The sequence below is a fragment of the Cellulosimicrobium sp. BMG9.23 genome (genome assembly GCF_059159985.1).
Window position 1 is genome coordinate 1 of sequence record NZ_JBZGBZ010000003.1, and the last position, 17,856, is coordinate 17,856.

Here is a 17,856-nt window from a genome sequence, read left to right on the forward strand (position 1 = left end):
CTCAACCGCGGCTTCATCCAGATCCTCGACCGGCATGCCACCGCGTTGCTCCTCGCGATCTACCTCGCCGCCCACAACACCGTCGAGCTCTACCGCTGGCACACACGCCACGACGAACCCGACCCCTGGGCCACGCAGCTGAACGAACCCGCGGACAGCCGACCCCTCGGCAGAAGCACCCGGTCACTGCGACGACACCGCCGCGGACCACCCGGCGAAGGGGATTAACCCGCTTCGCACTGAACGCCAGGACAGCTTCGCGCACACGCGACAGCAATACCGGGCGTCGAACCACGGCCCGCGCGACGCTCCGCCGTGCCCTCAGACACCTCCGCACACCGCCCGACCCACCCCAAGCACCCCCTGGACCCTGGCCGGCCACGCCCAGAGCCGGCGAACGCCGTCGTCCACCGCTCCGCACAGGCCCAGGGACGCAGAAAGTCCCGGCCAGGATCACCTGACCGGGACTTTCCGAAGGTCTTCCGACCGAGAAGTCGAAACCCTCTTCACGTGCGCGAGGGGGGACTTGAACCCCCACGCCCTTTCGGACACTGGCACCTGAAGCCAGCGCGTCTGCCATTCCGCCACTCGCGCGTGCCGCAGAAGACTAGCAGCACCAGACCTTCCCCCGGAAATCGCACCGCCCGTCCGGGAGCCACCGGAGCCACCGCCCGCCGACCATGTCACCGCGCGCCGTCGACCACGACCTCGAGGTCGTTCTGGCCCCGTTGACGACCTTCAGGTCGTGTTCGGCGCCGAGCGAGGGCTGAGGTCACGACCGCCGCGACGGGACCGACGGCACGCGTGCACCTCGCCGTCCGCCCGACGTTCACATCGTCCACCACGAACGCGCCACATCCGTCCCGGATTCTCCCGGCGAAACGGGCCGACGCCGCAGACGTGGTCGATACGATCTAGGTACTCTGCCTGGACGCGAGGTCCGCGTCTGCGGAGACCGGCAAGCAGGGCCGTGATCGAGCGACGAACGGGAGGAGGTGGCATGGGAGTCCTGGACCGTTTCGAGAAGGGCGTGGAGCGCGTCGTGAACAACGCGTTCTCCAAGGTCGGGCGGAGCGAGGTCAAGCCGGTCGAGCTGGCGAGCGCGCTGCGCCGGGAGGTCGACGACCGCGCCGCCGTCGTGGACCGTGACCGCACGGTCGTGCCCAACGAGTTCACCATCGAGCTGTCGGTGGACGACTTCGGCCAGGTCGAGGGGTGGGGCGCGGAGACGCTCGCCGACGAGCTGGCGTCGAACGTCACGCAGTACGCGGCGTCGCAGCACTACGCGTTCGTCGGCCCGGTGAGCGTGAGCTTCGAGCAGAACGACGTGCTCGACGTCGGCCGCTTCCAGCTCCGGTCGGCGAGCGTGCGGGGGAACGTGGCGCCCGCGACGTCGGCGTCGCCCAGCACGCGGCACCCCCTCGTCGACATCGACGGCCAGCGCTACCTCCTCACGGGTCCCGTGACGGTGATCGGGCGCGGGTCGGAGGCCGACATCGTCGTGGACGATCCGGGCGTCTCGCGCCGGCACCTCGAGATCCGCGTGACGCCGGAGGGCGTCATCGCGTCCGACCTCGGCTCGACGAACGGGCTGTTCGTCGAGGGCCACCAGGTCCCGGCGGCGACGCTGCTCGACGGCAACTCCCTCACCATCGGCCGTACCCGCATCATGTTCTGGACCGGCGCGTCCGACAACGAGGAGTGGTGATCCGGCCCGCATGACCGACCTCACGTTCACCCTGCTCCGGCTGGGCTACCTGGTGCTGCTCTGGGTGTTCGTGCTCTCCGCGATCGGGGTGCTGCGTCGCGACCTGTACGGCACCAAGATCACGCCGCGCCGCGGGAAGAAGTCCGACGCCGGGGCTCGCCCCGCGCCGTCGACCTCCGCCGGCGCTCCCGCGGCCCCCGAGCCCGCCCGCCCGTCCGCGCCGGCCGGCCCGTCCCGGCTCGTCGTCACGGCGGGCCCGCTGCGCGGGACGACGGTCCCGCTGACGACGTCGTCCATCCTCATCGGTCGCGCCCCGAGCTGCACGCTCGTCCTCGACGACGACTACTCGTCGTCGCGGCACGCCCGGATCTTTCCCCAGAACGGCTCCTGGTTCGTCGAGGACCTGGGTTCCACGAACGGCACCTACGTCGACGACCAGCGCATCACGCAGGTGATGCCGCTCGGTCCGGGGACGCGCGTGCGGATCGGTCAGTCCGTCGTCGAGCTGCAGAGGTAGCCGCAGTGAACATCGCCCTGCGCTACGCCGCGCGCTCCGACGTCGGGCTCGTGCGCTCGAACAACCAGGACTCGGGGTACGCGGGGCCGCACCTCCTCGTCGTCGCCGACGGCATGGGCGGGCACGCGGGGGGCGACGTCGCGTCGTCCATCGCGATCGCGGCGCTCGCGCACCTCGACGGCGAGTCTCACGGGTCCGACGACGCGCTGACCGAGCTCGAGCAGTCGATCGACCACGCGCGCCAGGACCTCGTCGAGCGCAGCGTGTCCGACCCGGAGCTCGCGGGCATGGGGACCACCGTCACGGCGATCCTGCGCGCGGGGAACAAGCTCGCGATGGCCCACCTCGGCGACTCGCGCGCGTACCTGCTCCGCGAGGAGGAGCTCGCGCAGGTCACGACGGACCACACGTTCGTGCAGCACCTCGTCGACACGGGCCGCATTTCGGCGGACGAGGCCGAGACGCACCCGCAGCGCAACGTGGTCATGCGCGTGCTCGGCGACTTCGACATCGACCTCACGCCCGACATGTCGGTGCGCGAGGCGAAGCCGGGCGACCGCTGGCTGCTGTGCTCCGACGGCCTGTCGGGCTTCGTGAGCACCGAGACCCTCGCCCAGACGATGCTGGACACGCCCGACGTCGACGAGTGCGCCGACCGGCTGCTGCAGCTCGCGCTGCGCGCGGGCTCGACGGACAACGTCACGGTGGTCGTCGCGGACGTCGTCGACGTCGACGCCCTGCCCGACGGCGGAGCCCCCTCGACGCACGCGCAGGTCGTGGGATCGGCCGCGATCGACCGCGACCGCCCGACCTCCGCGGCGGACGGTCCCGCCGCGCGCGCCGCCTCGCTCGTCGCGAGCGCGAAGGCCGCCGCCCCGAAGACCGCCACGTCGGCCGACGGCGACGAACCGGCCGACGACGACCCGGAGCCCGGCGACGCCGACGCCGACGGCACGGACGACGTCCGGCCCGGCCGGGCACCACGCCGCTGGGTCACGGTCGTCGCGATCGCGCTCGTCGTCGTAGGCCTGGGCGTCGCCGGCTGGGCCGGCTACCGCTGGACGCAGTCGCAGTACTACGTGGGCGTCGCGGACGGGCAGGTCGCGGTCTTCCGCGGCATCCCGGAGAGCGCGGGCCCCGTCACGCTGTCGACCCCCGTCGAGCTCACCGGCGCGCGCGTCGACGACCTGCCCGGGTACGTCGTCGACCGTCTCGAGACCACGATCCCCGCGTCGTCGCTCGACGACGCGCGCGCCCGCGCGGACCGCCTCGTCGCCGAGGCGACCGCGGACCAGGAGGCGGACCAGGGATCCGGCGAGGACGCGACGTCGGGCGACGAGCCCGGCACGAGCACGCCGACACCGACGGACGAGCCCACGAGCACGCCCGAGGTCACCACCAGCAGCGACGCGGGGGCGTGATGGCGACGGTGGAGACCACCGACGTGCGCCCCGGGCGGGGTGCGGAGCTCGGTCTGCTCGTCCTGGCGCTCGCGCTGGGCATCGGCGCGTACGCGATCGTGGGCCTGCAGCTCACGGGCGAGCTGCCGGGTCGCTTCTACCTGTACAGCGCCGGGATGGTCGTGCTCTCGGGGGCCGCGCACGTGCTGCTGCGGATCAAGGCCCCGTACGCCGACCCCGTGATCCTCCCCGTCGCGGTCGCGCTCAACGGCATCGGCCTCGCGATGATCTTCCGGCTCGACCTGGGCTCGCAGATCACCGGAGGCACCCAGGACCTTGCGCCGCGCCAGCTCCAGTGGACGGCGCTCGGGATCCTCTGCGCGTTCCTCGTCATCTGGTTCCTGCGCGACCACCGCACGCTGCGCCGGTACACGTACACCGCGATGATCGCGGGCATCGTGCTGGTCGCGCTGCCGCTCGTCCCCGGGCTCGGCACGCGCATCAACGGCGCGCAGATCTGGATCCAGGTCGCCGGGTTCTCGCTCCAGCCGGCCGAGTTCGCGAAGATCGCCTTCGCGATCTTCTTCGCGGGCTACCTCGTGACCAGCCGCGACACGCTCGCGCTCGCCGGGCCGAGGCTGCTCGGCCTGCAGCTCCCGCGGCTGCGCGACCTGGGACCGATCATCATCGTGTGGCTCGTCTCGCTCGCGATCCTCGTGTTCGAGCGCGACCTCGGCACGTCGCTGCTGTTCTTCGGCCTGTTCGTCGCGATGCTGTACATCGCGACCGAGCGCGTGAGCTGGGTCGTCATCGGCCTGCTGCTCTTCGCCGCCGGGGCGGTGCTCGCCGCGACGACGTTCGGCCACGTGCAGGCCCGTGTCGACGTGTGGCTCGACCCGCTCGCACCCGAGATCTACAACCGGGACCCGGGCGGTTCCGGTCAGCTCGTCGGCGGTCTGTTCGGCATGGCGAACGGCGGGCTCTTCGGCACCGGCTGGGGCGAGGGCTACCCGCGCCTCGTGCCCTACGCGTTCTCCGACTTCATCTACGCGTCGCTCGGCGAGGAGCTCGGCCTCACCGGCCTGCTCGCGATCCTGCTCGCCTACCTCGTGCTCGTCGAGCGCGGCCTGCGCACCGCGATCGGCGTGCGCGACGGCTTCGGCAAGCTCCTCGCGGGCGGCCTCGCGTTCGTCATGGCGTGGCAGCTGTTCGTCGTCGTCGGCGGCATCACGCGCATCATCCCGCTCACGGGCCTGACCATGCCCTTCGTCGCCCAGGGTGGCTCCTCCCTGCTCGCGAACTGGATCGTGGTCGGCCTCCTGCTGCGCATCTCCGACGACGCGCGGCGGCCGTCGTCGCTGCCCGTGCGCGGCCTCGTCGCGCCCGGCGGGGCACGCCAGCGCACCGACAGCGACCCGGTGGAGGTCGTCGGCGGCACCGGCGCGATCCCCGTCGGCGCCAGGCCCGACGACGCCCCCACCACGGTCGGCGGCGCGCACCCTGGCACGGGGCCGGTCCGGGCGGCGACCGGAGTGCAGGCCGCGGTGCCGCGCGCGGGCGAGCCCGCGCCGTCGGGCGCCGGACCCGTTCCCGGACCTGAACCCGACCAGCACGCCGACGACCAGCGCACCGAGGTGGTCCGCAGACCGACCGACGCCGACCCGTGGGGAGGAGCCCGATGAACGTCCCCCTGCGCCGCGTCGCGAGCGTCGTCCTCGTGATGTTCCTCGCGCTCATGGTGTCGACGACCTACATCCAGGTGTTCCAGGCGGACAGCCTGAACAACGACGGGCGCAACGTCCGCACGATCTACCGCGAGTACGGCAACTTCCGCGGCCCGATCGTCGTCGCGGGCGAGGCGATCGCGTCGTCGACCCCCGTGGACGACCCGTTCGGCTTCCAGCGCGCCTACACGAACGGACCGCTGTACGCGCCCGTGTCGGGCTACTTCTCGGTCGTCAACGGCACGTCGGAGATCGAGCGCGCCGAGAACGAGTACCTCAACGGCGAGGCGAGCTCCCTGTGGCTCGACCGCCTCACCGCGCTGTTCACGGGCGAGCAGCCGCAGGGCGCCTCGGTGGAGCTGACCATCGACCCGGCCGCCCAGCAGGCCGCGTGGGACGCGCTGGGCGACCAGCGCGGCGCCGTCGTCGCGATCGAGCCGACGACCGGTCGGGTGCTCGCGCTCGTGTCCAAGCCGAGCTTCGACCCCAACGCCCTGGCGACGCACGACACGGGCGCGGCGAGCGCGGCCTTCCAGGAGCTGACGAACGCCGACGGCAACCCCATGAGCAACCGGGCGATCCGCGGCAACACGGAACCGCCGGGTTCCACGTTCAAGCTCGTCACGTCGGCGGCGGCGATCGAGAGCGGCCAGTACACGTCCGAGTCGGTGATCCCCGCGCCGAACGAGTACCAGCTCCCGCAGTCGTCGTCCGTCCTGCCGAACTTCGGCGGTATCCGCTGCTCGCCGACGGGCGAGATGACCCTCGCCGACGCGCTGCGGATCTCGTGCAACACGTCGTTCGCCGCGCTCGGGGTCGCGCTCGGCGACGACGTGCTGCGCGACCAGGCCGAGGCCTTCGGGTTCGACGACGACTCGCTCACCATCCCCATGGACGTCACCGCGAGCCACTTCCCGACGAACGACACCGACGAGTCGTCACCACCGCGCACCGCGCTCGCCGCGATCGGCCAGGGCGACGTCCGCGCCACCCCTCTGCAGATGGCGATGGTCTCGGCCGCGATCGCGAACGACGGCGTGCAGATGGCGCCGTACACCGTGGAGACGATCCGCGACCCCGACCTCGAGGTCGTCCAGCAGTCCGAGCCGCGCCGCCTGCGCACCTCGGTGTCCCCGACGACGGCGGACCAGCTCACGCAGATGATGCTCGGCGTCGTGCAGAACGGCTCCGGCACGGCGGCGCAGATCCCCGGCGTGCAGGTCGCGGGCAAGACGGGCACCGCGCAGACCGGACCGGACGTCGACCCGCACGCGTGGTTCACCGGCTTCGCGCCCGCCGGCGACCCGCAGGTGGCCGTCGCCGTCCTCGTCGAGCGCGGCGGGTCCATGGGCAGCGAGGCGACCGGCGGCGCGATCGCCGCACCGGTCGCGAAGGCCGTCATGGAGGCGGTGTTGAACGGATGAAGCCCGTGCGGGGGCTCCACCTCGGCAACCGGTACCGCCTGGTCCGGCGCATCGCCGTCGGCGGCATGGGCGAGGTGTGGGTCGCGGCGGACGACGCGCTCGGCCGCGAGGTCGCGGTCAAGGTGCTGCGCACCGAGTACGCGGGCAACGAGGACTTCCTCAACCGCCTGCGCACCGAGGCGCGCAACAGCGCCGCCCTGTCCCACCCGAACATCGCGCAGATGTACGACTACGGCGAGCAGGACCGGTCCGGCTACCTCGTCATGGAGCTCGTGATCGGCGAGCCCATGGCGGACCTCCTCGAGCGCGAGCCCGTGCTGCCGCCGTCGCGGCTCCTGCCGATCCTGTCCCAGACGGCGCGCGCGCTGCACGCCGCGCACGTCGCAGGCGTCGTGCACCGGGACGTCAAGCCGGGCAACATCCTCATCGACCGCTCGGGCACGGTGAAGATCACGGACTTCGGGGTGTCGCTCGCGGCGAACCAGGTGCCGATGACGGCCACGGGCATGGTCATGGGCACCGCGCAGTACCTGTCGCCGGAGCAGGCCGTCGGGCAGGCCGCGACCGGCGCGTCCGACGTGTACGCGCTGGGCATCGTCGCGTACGAGTCGGTCGTCGGGAACCGGCCCTTCACGGGCTCCACGCCCGTCGACATCGCCGTCGCGCACGTCAACGAGGCCGTCCCGCCGCTGCCGTCGTCGGTGGACCCGGAGCTGTCCGCCCTCATCATGGCGATGCTCGCCAAGGACCCGCTCGCACGCCCGCGGACGGCGGCGAAGCTGGCCCAGGTGCTCGACGAGATCGGCGCCCGGCTCGCCGCCGACCCGTGGTCCGCGCGCGTGAGCGGTCCCCCGACGCGACGGTCCCGACGCGGTCGGCACGAGCCCGACGACGCGGCGGCGGCGAGCGCGGAGCCCACCGGTCCTGCGTCCGAGGACGCCGGACGCGGCGTCCCTCACGAGGACCTCGCCCCCGTCATCACGCCGATCGTCATCCCGGCGACGGTCCGCGAGCCCCACCCGGACGACGAGCGCGCGGCCCCGCCGGCACCGCCCGCCCCCGCCGAGGTCCCGCCGTTCCAGGCCGGTCCCGCGCTGCCGTGGGAGCGTCCGTCGTCGGCTCCCGGCGCGCCCGGGGAGGACGACGACGCGGCGTCCCCGCGCTCCTACCCGCCCCGCCGGGAGATGCACGGCTCGTCCCGCACGCGGCGCCCCGCACCCGCGGCCGCGCGGCCCGGGTCGCCGCGCTCCGCGACGCGGAGCGCCGGTCCCGCGGGCCGGCCCGACGGCCCCGGCGACCGCCCGGGTCCGGGTGACCGGACGGCGTCCGGCCCGCCGTCGACCCGTGCGGAGATGCGCCGCCAGACCCAGGACCCGCCCGGACCCACGGCCACGGCGCGCCGGACCTCGACCACGACGGGTCAGCGGATCGGCGGCATCCCGAAGGGGATGACGTGGCCGCTCGTCGCGCTGCTCGGGCTGCTCCTCGTCGTCCTCGTGGCGACGATCGTGACCGGCGGCGACGACTCCGCGGACGACGCCGCGCGGTCCGCCGTGCCGACGGCGCACCTCGTCGCGCTGGTCGCGCACCCCGGGGACCACGGGGTGACATCGTGACGACATCGTTGTGTCCCCGTCCCTCCCGGACGCCCCCGGGTGGGATGATTGCGCCAGATGTGCCGCGCGCGGACGCGCCCGCGGCTCCGACGACTCCGAAGGACGAATGAGTGGTGGACAACGCTCCCCGCGTGCTTGCCGGTCGCTACGAGGTCGGTGAGCTCATCGGCCGCGGCGGCATGGCCGAGGTGCACATCGGCCACGACGCCCGGCTCGGACGCACCGTCGCGATCAAGATCCTGCGCTCCGACCTCGCGCGCGACCCGTCGTTCCTCGCCCGCTTCCGCCGCGAGGCGCAGGCGGCCGCGTCGCTGAACCACCCCGCGATCGTCGCCGTGTACGACACGGGCGAGGACGTGCACACCGACACGCAGGGCGCGTCGGTGCACGTCCCGTTCATCGTCATGGAGTACGTCGAGGGCCACACCGTGCGGGACATCCTGCGCGACGGCCAGGCGGTCCCGATCGACGAGGGCGTCGAGATCACGGCGGGCGTGCTCGCGGCGCTCGAGTACTCGCACCACGCGGGCATCGTGCACCGCGACATCAAGCCGGCCAACGTCATGATCACGCCCACGGGCGCGGTGAAGGTCATGGACTTCGGCATCGCGCGCGCCGTCGCGGACTCCGCGGCCACCATGACGCAGACCCACGCCGTCATCGGGACCGCGCAGTACCTGTCGCCCGAGCAGGCGCGCGGCGAGACCGTGGACGCGCGCAGCGACCTCTACTCGACCGGCTGCCTGCTCTACGAGCTCCTCACGGGCCGCCCGCCGTTCATCGGCGACTCGCCCGTCGCCGTGGCGTACCAGCACGTGCGCGAGGCCCCGGCGACGCCGAGCGCCCTCGCGCCCGACGTGCCCGAGGTGCTCGACCGGATCACGCTCAAGGCGCTCGCCAAGGACCGCACCGCGCGCTACTCGAACGCCGCCGAGTTCCGTGCGGACCTCGAGAACGCCGTGCGCGGCGGGGCGATCACCGCGCCCTCGCTAGGGGTCGCGGCCGCGGCCGCCGGCCTGGGCGCCGTCGCCGCAGCCGACCTGCAGCCCACGATGGTCGAGTCGGCCACCCAGGTCATGAGCCCGGCAGCCGCGCCGCCGTCCCCGTGGGCGACGGCGGCGGCTCCCGCCGTCCCGCCGAGCGACGTCCCGGGCGAGGACGAGGAGGAGCACAAGAGCCGCAAGGGCCTCATGTGGACCCTCATCGCGGTCGGCGTGCTCGCGATCGCGGCGATCGTCACGTTGTGGCTGCTCAACCGTGCCCCGGCCGAGCCCGACACCGTCACCGTCCCCACGGTCCAGGCCGGGATGACGGAGGAGGAGGCGCGCACGCTGTTCGAGGACCTCGACCTCGAGTTCACGCCGGTGCTCGAGCAGAGCGCCGACGTCCCCGAGGGGGAGTTCATCCGCCAGGACCCGGCGGGCGGCGAGGACGTCGACCCCGGCACCGAGGTGAGCGTCTGGTTCTCCACCGGCCCGGACAGCGTCCAGGTGCCCGACGTCACCGGCAGGAGCCAGGACGAGGCGCGCCAGCTCCTCACGGACGCCGGTCTCACGGTCGGCACCGTGAACACGGAGAACTCGGCGAGCGTCCCGGAGGGGAGCGTGACGCGCAGCGAGCCGGCCGCGAACGAGACGGTCGCGGCCAACTCCGCCGTCACGCTCTACACCTCCGACGGGCGCGTCGAGCTCGGAGAGCTCGTGGGGATGAACCGGCAGGACGCCGAGGCGGCGATCACCGACCTGGGCCTCAACCCCGTCGTCGAGGAGACCGAGTCCGACGAGGCCGAGGGCACCGTCTTGTCGCAGCAGCCGAACGCCGGTCAGGTCCCCCAGGGATCGGACGTGACGATCGCGGTCGCGATCCCGCGGGCCGTCGAGACGACCACCGTCCCGACGAACCTCGCGGGCATGACGGAGGCGCAGGCGACCGAGGCGCTGGGGGCCGCCGGGCTGAACCCGTCACCGAACCGCCAGACGCAGGAGTCGGACACGTGGCCCGCGGGCACCGTCATCGGCTCCGACCCGCGCGGCGGGTCCGAGGTGCCCGAGGGCACCGACGTCTCGCTCATCGTCTCGACGGGCCCCGGCCCGGCGACCGGCGGCGAGGGCGACGGCGACGGTGACGGCGAGGGCGACGGCGGAGGAAACGGCGGCGGGAACGGTAACCCCTGACCACCGGTCTTCCGGCACCATGACGTGACGGCCCCCACCTCTGCGGAGGTGGGGGCCGTCGTCGTGGTCGCGGACGTTCGCGCTACTGGCGCACGAGAGGTGCCATGCCTGCGGATCGCTCGACCGCGCCGTCGAGCCCGCACGCCTCGAGCCAGTTCGCGAGCAGGCGGTGCCCGCCCTCGGTGAGGACGGACTCCGGGTGGAACTGGACGCCGTGCAGCGGCAGCTCACGGTGCTGCAGGCCCATGACCACGCCGGCCGCCGTCTGCGCGGTCACCGCAAGGTCGCCCGGAACCGTGTCCCGCACGACGGCGAGCGAGTGGTACCGGGTGGCGGTGAAGGGCTCGGGCAGGCCGTCGAGGACGCCCGCGCCGTCGTGCTCGACGAGGCTCGTCTTGCCGTGCATGAGCTCCGGGGCGTGCGTGACGGTCGCGCCGTAGACCTCGGCGAGCGCCTGGTGGCCGAGGCACACGCCGAGCATCGGGGTGCGCGACGAGGCGCACGCCCGGATGACCTGCTCGCTCTGCCCGGCCTCCTTGGGCGTCCCGGGACCGGGGGAGACGAGCACGCCGTCGAACGGCGTGCCGTCGGTGTCGCGGAAGACGCCGTCGGCGTCCGGCTCCGGGACGGCGTCGTTGCGCACGACGACGGTCTGCGCCCCGAGCTGGTCGAGGTAGCCGACGATCGTGTAGACGAACGAGTCGTAGTTGTCGACGACGAGGATGCGGGTCATCTCGGGTTCTCTCCTGCCTGTGCCGGGATGCCGACGGCGCCCGTCTGGACGTTGGGGTCGTTGAACGGCATGCGCTCGGCGACGATGGGGAACAACCACTCGAAGCACGCCAGCACGACGGCGGCCGCGAGGACCAGCAGCAGGAGCACCCGGACCCACGCGGGCCCCGGCAGGATGCGCCACAACGCCCCGTACATCACGCGCTCCCGTCTGTCGGTGCGGTCTGGCCCACGAGGTCGGGCGGGGTGCCGTCCGCGACCGGCAGCCAGTAGTCGAGCTTCGCGTTGACGATGAAGCGCGCCTGGAGCGAGTTGAGACCGATGGGGTGGCACGTCGTGAGCGTCAGGTACCGCTCGGTGGGCTCGACGCCGGGCTCCCACGGGACCGGGGCTACGGCCTCGACCTGGTCCGGCTCGACCGCCTGCAGGTGCGTCACGCGGTACACGTACCACGTGTCGTCCGACTCGACGACGATCGGGTCCCCGATCTGCAGCTCCTCGGCGCGGTGGAAGATCGCGCCGTAGGTCATGCGGTGGCCGGCGAGCGCGAAGTTCCCGACGTCCCCGGGCATGACGGTCTCGGGGTAGTGGCCCGCCATCGCCTTGTCGAGGATCGCGCGCTTGTCCGTGCCCTCGGCCATGGGCATGACCGCGTCGTCCCAGCGGGGGACGTGCAGCGTGCCGAAGACCTCGCCGGCCGCGGGCGGCTCCATGACGGGCGGGGCGTCGCGCCGGACCTGGACCGCGACGTCGTCCGCGTCAGGCACCGGGGCGTCCAGCTCGGCGAGGATCTGGGCCTGCTCGCGGTCGGCCTGCACGTCGGTCCACCAGAGCTGCCACACCACGTAGAGGCCGAGGAGCACCCCCAGGGTGATGAGGACCTCGCCCAGCACGCCGACGACGGCGGAGACCGGCCCCCCGCGTCGAGACCGGCCGCCGGAGCGGTGCCGGATGGGCGGCGCGGTGGCCGTGCTCACGGGGCGACCTCGGCCGGCCGGTCATCGTCCGTCTGCGAGGCGTCGTCGGGGATGGACGTCGGCGAGGACGAGCGCGCGTACTTCAGCTCGAGCGCACCCTCGTAGCGGGGCATGTCGATCCGGTCGTGCTCGTCGACCGCCCAACCGAGGTTCACCGCCTCGACGTACTCCTGGTAGATGTCGATCCGTTCCGAGCGGTCGAGCGCGTCGCGCAGCTGCTGCGGGTCCCCGACCGCCTCCACGACGTAGGGCGGCGAGTACACGCGACCGTGGAGCAGCAGGATGTTGCCGGCGCAGCGGAAGGCCGAGGTCGCGGTGACCCGCTGCCCCTGGAGCGTCATCGCCTCGGCGCCGCCCGCCCAGAGGGCGTTGACGACGGCCTGGATGTCCTGCTGGTGCACGACGAGGTCGTCCGGACGGATCGACGCGGGGTAGCTCCCCTCGGGCGGGGCGTCGTCGAGCATGACGGAGACGCCGGGACCGCTGACCGCCAGCGTGCCGGCGGCGACGCCCGACCGGGTCGCGAGCCCGGGGTCGACCGCGCCGGTCGCGGGGTCCGCTGCGGAGAGCGACGCGATCTCGTCGTTGAGCGCGTCCACCTCGGCCGCGAGATCGGCGACACGATCGGACTCGCTGTCGACGAGTTGGGCGAGATTCTCCGGGTGCCGGCTCTCCTCGCCACGCGCGAGGCGGGCGTTCGCCGTGAACATCAGGCCGGCCAGCGCGAGCACGAGGGCTACGGTCAGCGCGGACCGCAAGCGCCGGGCGCGCGAGGGCGCGGGGACCGGGGACTGCTCGGTGCTCATACGCCCTTCCTTCCTGCGCTCGGTGGCGTGGTCTATTGTGTGCGCCCACTACGCTAGACGACGAACGCCGTCCACGGACGGGACGACCGCCGCGACCCGGGCAAGAGCCCCGGACCGCGACCGCCCGTCGACGACGTCCACCCGAGCCACGCACGGTTCCTGCACGACGACGGCAGGAACCACCAGGACAGGAGCCATCCCTCGTGCCCGAGTCGAAGTCCCGCAAGAAGCCGGCGCGCCCGGCCCGCGAGCCCCGCCAGCCCAAGCCCGACACGGGCAACCCCCGCTGGCTCGTCCCGACCATGCTCGGGCTGATGCTCCTGGGCCTCGCCTGGATCGTGCTCTTCTACCTCAGCGGCTCTGCGCAGCTCCCGATCCCCGCGCTGGGTGCGTGGAACCTCGGGGTCGGCTTTGCGTTCATCATCGCCGGCTTCGCGCTCACGACCCGCTGGAAGTAGCGAGCGGCCGGACGCCGGTCCGCCGGCAGGAATGACACGCGCGTAGTTCGTTCCACACCTGTGAACAACCCTGTGGACAACTTTGCGACGGTCAGCCGACCAGCCCGGTGGGAAGCGCCACGGACCGGTACGTCAGCCACGCCGTGAGGATCAGCGCGAGGGTGACGAACGCCGTCGCGCCGACCGACACGAGGGTGCGCTGCGCCTTCGGCGCGTACGCGTACGCGAGCCCGAGCAGCACGCCGACGACCAGTCCGCCGAGGTGCGCCTGCCACGCGATGCCGGGGAAGAACAGGCCGATCGCGAAGTTGATGCCGATGAGCACGACGATCTGCATCGCGTTGCGTCCTGTGCGGCGCAGGACGAGCAGAATCGCGCCGAAGAGCCCGAAGACGGCCCCGGAGGCGCCGACCACGGCCGTGTACCAGGCCTGCTCGGCGGGGCCGCCGGCGAGCACGAGGTAGCCGACCGAGCCGCCGAGGGCCGACAGCAGGTACAACGCCGTGAAGCGCCACCGGCCGAGCATCTGCTCGAGGAACGGGCCCGTGATCCACAGGGCGTACATGTTGAACAGGATGTGGACCGGGCTGGTCGAGTGCAGGAACGCGGCCGTGAGGAAGCGGTACGGATCCTGCTCACCGACCACCGGGGCGAACGCGAGCATGCGCGTCCACTCGCCGCCCGTGACGAGCTGCAGGATCCAGCTGACCACGCACAGCCCGATGATCGTGAACGTGACGACCGGTGGGCCCCCACGCACCCTCCCGCCGAGCACCGTGCGCTGCTCCGGCGCGTTGCGGGACGCGTCGCGCACGCAGTCGACGCACTGGATCCCGACGGCCGCGGGGCGCTGGCACTCCGGGCACGTCGGCCGTCCGCACCGCTGGCAGCGGACGTAGGAGACGCGGTCGGGGTGGCGGGGGCACACGGGCGGGACGGCGGGGCCGTCGTGCGACCCGGCCGTCCCGTACGCGGGGGGTCCCGGGGGTCCCGGGGGCACCGGTGGCTGCGAGATGGTCAGTCCTCGATGGTCACGGAGCTGATGACGATGTCTTCCTGCGGGCGGTCGCCCGGACGCGTCGGTGTGTTGTTGATCCCGTCGACGACGGCGCGCGACGCGTCGTCCGCGACGGTACCGAAGATCGTGTGCTTGCCGTTGAGCCACGGCGTCGGCACGGTCGAGATGAAGAACTGGGAACCGTTGGTCCCCTCGGCGTCTCCCGTGACCGGGTTGCGGCGGAGCCCCGCGTTGGCCATGGCCAGCAGGTACGGCTTGTCGAACTGGAGCTCGGGGTGGATCTCGTCGTTGAACGTGTAGCCCGGGCCTCCGGTGCCCGTCCCGAGCGGGCAGCCGCCCTGGATCATGAAGTCGGAGATCACGCGGTGGAAGATGAGGCCGTCGTAGAACGGCTCGGTGCGCTCGGCGCCGGTGCGGGGATCCGACCAGGACTTCGTACCCTGGGCGAGGCCGACGAAGTTCGCCACCGTCTTCGGGGCGTGGTTCGGCAGGAGCTCGATCCGGATGTCACCAGCGGTCGTGTGGAAGGTTGCGAACATGCCCACCATCTTCCCACGAGACCCGCGCCGTACCCGTCCGACGCCGGGGCGCGGGACATCTCGCGGGCGCGCCCCGCTGGTGGCAGAGTGGGCGGAATCGTGACCTTCCACCACTCGTCCGTCCCGGACGACGACACCCGAGGAGCACGCATGACTCGTTCCCGCTCCGGGTCCAGCCCGATCAAGGAGACGATCGACTCGCTGGACACCGAGAAGATCAAGGACCAGGCGGCCGTCGCCGCCGCATCGGCGCAGACCGCGGCGATCCAGCTCGCGGACCAGGCGAAGGACGCGGCGGCCCACGCGAAGGAGTGGAGCACCCCGAAGGTCGAGGCGTTCCTCGAATGGTTGCAGCCGCGCGTCGAGAAGGCGTGGCAGGACAGCATCCAGGCCGCTGCACCGCGCGTCGAGAAGGCCGCGGACAAGACCGCCCCGGTGATCGACACGGCGCACGACAAGATCGTCGACGACGTGCTGCCGAGGATCGTCGCGAGCTTCAACGCCGCGGCGGCCAGCGCATCCGAGGCCGCGCAGCGCGCCGCCGACGACGCCGCGGCCGCCACCGCAGCGGCGACCGCTGCCGCGGCGGCAGCCAGCGGCAGGAAGGGCCGCAAGCTCGCGAAGCAGGCGAAGAAGGCCGCCGAGGAGGCGGCCAAGCAGGCGAAGAAGTCGTCGGGCAGGGCGGGCAAGAAGGCGGCCAAGGCCGCCGACAAGGCTGCCGACAAGGCGAGCAGGAAGTTCGCCGAGGTCGCGGACAAGGCCGGCAAGAAGGCCGCGGAGAGCGACGCCTCGGGCAGCACGGGCAAGACGCTGTGGTGGATCGCTGGCGGCGTCACCGCCGCGGGCGTCGGCTACGTGCTGTACCGCCGCGCCCAGCCGACCACCGATCCCTGGGCCGAGCCCTGGGAGCAGGAGGAGCAGCACGTGCGCTTCGACGACGTCGTGGGCGACGCCCGCCACGCCGTCGGGGACGCCGCCGAGACGCTCGGGGAGGCTGCCGGCAGCGCCGTCGCCAAGGGACGCGAAGCGACCGACAAGATCGCCGAACGGGCCACGGAGGTCCGCGACGACGTCAGCGACCGCGTGACCGGAGCCGTCGGCGACGCCAAGGAGGCCGCGAAGAAGGCGACGAGCCGGACACGCGGCACCGCGAAGAACGCCGCAGGCACCGCCTCGGCCGTCCCCGCCGACACGACGGAGACGACTGCCGGGGGCGACGCCGACAAGGCGGCGGAGCACGTCGAGCAGGCCGCGAGGAAGGCCCGCGAGGCCGCCGAGGCCAAGGGGCAGGACGCCGCGGACAAGGCCGACGACGTCTGACCTCCGTTCCCGGGACCGCGGCTCGCCCGCGGTCCCGGGAACGGGACGACGAAGGCCCCGCACCGTGAGGTGCGGGGCCTTCGTGCTGTTCGGGACGTGGAGCCAGGGGACTCCCCCCGACCCCCTGCTCGCAAGGCCACCGCCCGCAGCACCGCCAGCAGAACCGCCCGACCGCGAGCCGCGAGAGCCCGTCGATTGCGGACGTCGTCTGCGGACCGACGTCGGACCCGACTGGCAGGCGGCTAGTCAGGTTCAGAGGTGGGCGTAGACCTTGCGGAGAGCGCGGACCCGTGTCCGCACCGGTGACCTTCCGACCTTCACGATGTCGAGCGGCGGGTCGAGCTCTGCGACGACGTCATCCTCGAGCCGGCCGAGGGTGTTCGCGTCGAGGTAGGGCTTGGTGGCGACACGAAGGTGCTCATGCATCCACGCGGTCAGCGCCACTTCGTCGATCCGACGACGAACGCTCGCACAGCCTCGTCGTGACTCACTTCCGCGGAACGCTCCGGCTGACCGGATCCGTGGCTGAGGTCGACGTCGCGGAAGTGCTCGACCGTCGGGAACGGGGAGTAGAAGTGGTGCAGGAGCGAGCGCCACTCGTCGTACCCGTCCCCCTGCCGGAACCCGATCTCATGCGCCTCGACGGACTCCCACTCGACCAGGAGCACGTACGTCGACGGCGTCTCGATCGATCGGGAGAGGGTCAGAGCAACGAAGCCCGGTGTGGCCTCGATCAGCGGCTTGGCCGTGGCGAACGCGCTCTCGAAGTCCTCCTCGCGCCCGGGCAGGACATGGAGAACAGCGTGCTCACGGATCACCTCGAGATCGTATCGCCGGCTCACCGGGGACGACGTCTTCCGGAACGTGCCCGCAATCGTCGACTCCGACGGACGAGCAACCGCGGGAGCGGCCTCGTCACGGGCAGGTTCCGAATGCACCGGACAGGATTCTGCCTCTTGGAGACAAGAAAGATGACCCGGGCCGAATGTATCGGTCCAGGTCATCCGGTGTGGAGCCAGGGGGACTCGAACCCCCAACCCCCTGCTTGCAAAGCAGGTGCGCTACCAATTGCGCCATGGCCCCGGGCGACGCGGCCGGAGGCCGGTCAGCTGTGGTGAGTGCTCACTCGAACGTGTCGGTGACCTCTGCCCACAGGTCGCGCTCGGCGTTGTCCTCCGAGTACTTGCGCCACAGGAGGTAGCCGGCGCCGGCGGCGAGCAGAAGGACCAGGAGCTTCTTCATCACGTTCCCCCTCGAGTGGGTTCGGCAGTGGGCCTAAGAGGACTTGAACCTCTGACCTCTTCCTTATCAGGGAAGCGCTCTAACCGTCTGAGCTATAGGCCCGTTCGCCGGCGACGACGCAGGCTCCGACTCCAGGTCAGGAGCTGCTCCGCACGCAGGCAGCGCTTGAGATTACCCCACAGGGGCCCGGACGCCCAAACC

The 17,856-nt window shown here is 72.3% G+C and carries 18 protein-coding genes, 3 tRNA genes and 1 pseudogene; 10 read left to right on the forward strand and 12 right to left on the reverse strand.

What is annotated here, in order from left to right; translation table 11 throughout:
• Window positions 1–228: pseudogene (locus AC4H2G_RS04310) on the forward strand (hypothetical protein); the annotation flags it as partial.
• 283 nt (window positions 229–511) lie between these two features.
• Here AC4H2G_RS04310 and AC4H2G_RS04315 read toward each other — a convergent pair.
• Window positions 512–594: transfer RNA gene (locus AC4H2G_RS04315), tRNA-Leu, on the reverse strand.
• 406 nt (window positions 595–1,000) lie between these two features.
• On the opposite strand from AC4H2G_RS04315, the gene AC4H2G_RS04320 reads away from it, so the two are divergent.
• The 7 genes from AC4H2G_RS04320 to pknB all read left to right on the forward strand — a co-directional run bounded on the left by AC4H2G_RS04320 (window position 1,001) and on the right by pknB (window position 10,563).
• Window positions 1,001–1,708 carry an FHA domain-containing protein gene (locus AC4H2G_RS04320; RefSeq protein WP_494364529.1) on the forward strand — a complete coding sequence of 236 codons (708 nt, stop codon included), beginning with the start codon at window positions 1,001–1,003 and terminating at the stop codon, window positions 1,706–1,708.
• Window positions 1,709–1,718: 10 nt separating this feature from the next.
• Window positions 1,719–2,225, forward strand: coding sequence for an FHA domain-containing protein FhaB/FipA (locus AC4H2G_RS04325; protein ID WP_494364530.1), 507 nt, complete (start codon window positions 1,719–1,721; stop codon window positions 2,223–2,225).
• A 5-nt stretch (window positions 2,226–2,230) separates the two neighbouring features.
• On the forward strand, window positions 2,231–3,646 hold the full coding sequence (locus tag AC4H2G_RS04330; protein WP_494364531.1) for a Stp1/IreP family PP2C-type Ser/Thr phosphatase: 1,416 nt from the start codon (window positions 2,231–2,233) through the stop codon (window positions 3,644–3,646).
• Entirely contained in the window at window positions 3,646–5,307 is a 1,662-nt protein-coding gene (locus tag AC4H2G_RS04335; protein ID WP_494364532.1) for an FtsW/RodA/SpoVE family cell cycle protein, read from the forward strand. Before AC4H2G_RS04330 ends, AC4H2G_RS04335 begins: the two co-directional genes overlap by 1 nt.
• Entirely contained in the window at window positions 5,304–6,773 is a 1,470-nt protein-coding gene (locus tag AC4H2G_RS04340) for a peptidoglycan D,D-transpeptidase FtsI family protein (protein ID WP_494364533.1), read from the forward strand. Before AC4H2G_RS04335 ends, AC4H2G_RS04340 begins: the two co-directional genes overlap by 4 nt.
• The gene (locus AC4H2G_RS04345) at window positions 6,770–8,389 is read left to right on the forward strand and encodes a serine/threonine-protein kinase (protein WP_494364534.1); all 1,620 of its coding nucleotides are present in this window, start codon (window positions 6,770–6,772) and stop codon (window positions 8,387–8,389) included. Before AC4H2G_RS04340 ends, AC4H2G_RS04345 begins: the two co-directional genes overlap by 4 nt.
• Window positions 8,390–8,499: 110 nt before the next feature.
• Entirely contained in the window at window positions 8,500–10,563 is a 2,064-nt protein-coding gene (gene pknB, locus AC4H2G_RS04350; protein WP_494364535.1) for a Stk1 family PASTA domain-containing Ser/Thr kinase, read from the forward strand.
• 82 nt (window positions 10,564–10,645) lie between these two features.
• On the opposite strand, the gene AC4H2G_RS04355 is transcribed toward pknB, so the two are convergent.
• The 4 genes from AC4H2G_RS04355 to AC4H2G_RS04370 are packed head-to-tail and all read right to left on the reverse strand — an operon-like array spanning window position 10,646 to window position 13,078.
• Window positions 10,646–11,296 (reverse strand): aminodeoxychorismate/anthranilate synthase component II, encoded by a 651-nt coding sequence (locus AC4H2G_RS04355; protein ID WP_494364536.1) that lies wholly within the window; start codon window positions 11,294–11,296, stop codon window positions 10,646–10,648.
• Window positions 11,293–11,493: a hypothetical protein gene (locus AC4H2G_RS04360; RefSeq protein WP_494364537.1), complete on the reverse strand. Its 201-nt coding sequence runs from the start codon at window positions 11,491–11,493 to the stop codon at window positions 11,293–11,295. The genes AC4H2G_RS04355 and AC4H2G_RS04360 overlap by 4 nt, the downstream gene beginning before the upstream one ends.
• Complete coding sequence (locus AC4H2G_RS04365; protein WP_494364538.1) at window positions 11,493–12,272, reverse strand: class E sortase; 780 nt, start codon at window positions 12,270–12,272, stop codon at window positions 11,493–11,495. Before AC4H2G_RS04365 ends, AC4H2G_RS04360 begins: the two co-directional genes overlap by 1 nt.
• Window positions 12,269–13,078 carry a DUF881 domain-containing protein gene (locus AC4H2G_RS04370; protein ID WP_494364539.1) on the reverse strand — a complete coding sequence of 270 codons (810 nt, stop codon included), beginning with the start codon at window positions 13,076–13,078 and terminating at the stop codon, window positions 12,269–12,271. Before AC4H2G_RS04370 ends, AC4H2G_RS04365 begins: the two co-directional genes overlap by 4 nt.
• Window positions 13,079–13,281: 203 nt before the next feature.
• Here AC4H2G_RS04370 and AC4H2G_RS04375 point away from each other — a divergent pair, with 203 nt between their 5' ends.
• Window positions 13,282–13,536, forward strand: a complete 255-nt coding sequence (locus AC4H2G_RS04375; protein WP_251152967.1) for a cell division protein CrgA — start codon at window positions 13,282–13,284, stop codon at window positions 13,534–13,536.
• Window positions 13,537–13,627: 91 nt separating this feature from the next.
• On the opposite strand, the gene AC4H2G_RS04380 is transcribed toward AC4H2G_RS04375, so the two are convergent.
• Both AC4H2G_RS04380 and AC4H2G_RS04385 read right to left on the reverse strand, forming a co-directional pair.
• On the reverse strand, window positions 13,628–14,536 hold the full coding sequence (locus AC4H2G_RS04380) for a rhomboid family intramembrane serine protease (RefSeq protein WP_494364540.1): 909 nt from the start codon (window positions 14,534–14,536) through the stop codon (window positions 13,628–13,630).
• A gap of 17 nt (window positions 14,537–14,553) precedes the next feature.
• A complete protein-coding gene (locus AC4H2G_RS04385; RefSeq protein WP_494364541.1) occupies window positions 14,554–15,093 on the reverse strand; it encodes a peptidylprolyl isomerase in 540 nt (179 codons plus the stop codon).
• 150 nt (window positions 15,094–15,243) lie between these two features.
• Between AC4H2G_RS04385 and AC4H2G_RS04390 the strand changes: the two genes are divergently transcribed.
• Window positions 15,244–16,413, forward strand: a complete 1,170-nt coding sequence (locus AC4H2G_RS04390; protein ID WP_494364542.1) for a hypothetical protein — start codon at window positions 15,244–15,246, stop codon at window positions 16,411–16,413.
• A 252-nt stretch (window positions 16,414–16,665) separates the two neighbouring features.
• On the opposite strand, the gene AC4H2G_RS04395 is transcribed toward AC4H2G_RS04390, so the two are convergent.
• The 5 genes from AC4H2G_RS04395 to AC4H2G_RS04415 all read right to left on the reverse strand — a co-directional run bounded on the left by AC4H2G_RS04395 (window position 16,666) and on the right by AC4H2G_RS04415 (window position 17,757).
• On the reverse strand, window positions 16,666–16,839 hold the full coding sequence (locus tag AC4H2G_RS04395) for a hypothetical protein (protein ID WP_494364543.1): 174 nt from the start codon (window positions 16,837–16,839) through the stop codon (window positions 16,666–16,668).
• Between the two features lie 8 nt (window positions 16,840–16,847).
• Window positions 16,848–17,231: an antibiotic biosynthesis monooxygenase family protein gene (locus tag AC4H2G_RS04400; RefSeq protein ID WP_494364544.1), complete on the reverse strand. Its 384-nt coding sequence runs from the start codon at window positions 17,229–17,231 to the stop codon at window positions 16,848–16,850.
• Window positions 17,232–17,423: 192 nt separating this feature from the next.
• Window positions 17,424–17,496: transfer RNA gene (locus tag AC4H2G_RS04405), tRNA-Ala, on the reverse strand.
• A 39-nt stretch (window positions 17,497–17,535) separates the two neighbouring features.
• On the reverse strand, window positions 17,536–17,655 hold the full coding sequence (locus AC4H2G_RS04410; RefSeq protein ID WP_251152963.1) for a DLW-39 family protein: 120 nt from the start codon (window positions 17,653–17,655) through the stop codon (window positions 17,536–17,538).
• A gap of 28 nt (window positions 17,656–17,683) precedes the next feature.
• Window positions 17,684–17,757, reverse strand: a tRNA-Ile gene (locus tag AC4H2G_RS04415).
• Between the last annotated feature and the right edge of the window lie 99 nt (window positions 17,758–17,856).

Excerpts from the sequence above, each read along its gene's own strand:
- AC4H2G_RS04320 (WP_494364529.1), top strand. The coding sequence starts at position 1,001 with ATGGGAGTCCTGGACCGTTTCGAGAAGGGCGTGGAGCGCGTCGTGAAC.
- AC4H2G_RS04325 (WP_494364530.1), top strand. The coding sequence starts at position 1,719 with ATGACCGACCTCACGTTCACCCTGCTCCGGCTGGGCTACCTGGTGCTG.
- AC4H2G_RS04335 (WP_494364532.1), top strand. The coding sequence starts at position 3,646 with ATGGCGACGGTGGAGACCACCGACGTGCGCCCCGGGCGGGGTGCGGAG.
- AC4H2G_RS04340 (WP_494364533.1), top strand. The coding sequence starts at position 5,304 with ATGAACGTCCCCCTGCGCCGCGTCGCGAGCGTCGTCCTCGTGATGTTC.
- AC4H2G_RS04345 (WP_494364534.1), top strand. The coding sequence starts at position 6,770 with ATGAAGCCCGTGCGGGGGCTCCACCTCGGCAACCGGTACCGCCTGGTC.
- AC4H2G_RS04355 (WP_494364536.1), bottom strand. The coding sequence starts at position 11,296 with ATGACCCGCATCCTCGTCGTCGACAACTACGACTCGTTCGTCTACACG.
- AC4H2G_RS04360 (WP_494364537.1), bottom strand. The coding sequence starts at position 11,493 with ATGTACGGGGCGTTGTGGCGCATCCTGCCGGGGCCCGCGTGGGTCCGG.
- AC4H2G_RS04370 (WP_494364539.1), bottom strand. The coding sequence starts at position 13,078 with ATGAGCACCGAGCAGTCCCCGGTCCCCGCGCCCTCGCGCGCCCGGCGC.
- AC4H2G_RS04385 (WP_494364541.1), bottom strand. The coding sequence starts at position 15,093 with ATGTTCGCAACCTTCCACACGACCGCTGGTGACATCCGGATCGAGCTC.
- AC4H2G_RS04390 (WP_494364542.1), top strand. The coding sequence starts at position 15,244 with ATGACTCGTTCCCGCTCCGGGTCCAGCCCGATCAAGGAGACGATCGAC.
- AC4H2G_RS04395 (WP_494364543.1), bottom strand. The coding sequence starts at position 16,839 with ATGCATGAGCACCTTCGTGTCGCCACCAAGCCCTACCTCGACGCGAAC.
- AC4H2G_RS04410 (WP_251152963.1), bottom strand. The coding sequence starts at position 17,655 with ATGAAGAAGCTCCTGGTCCTTCTGCTCGCCGCCGGCGCCGGCTACCTC.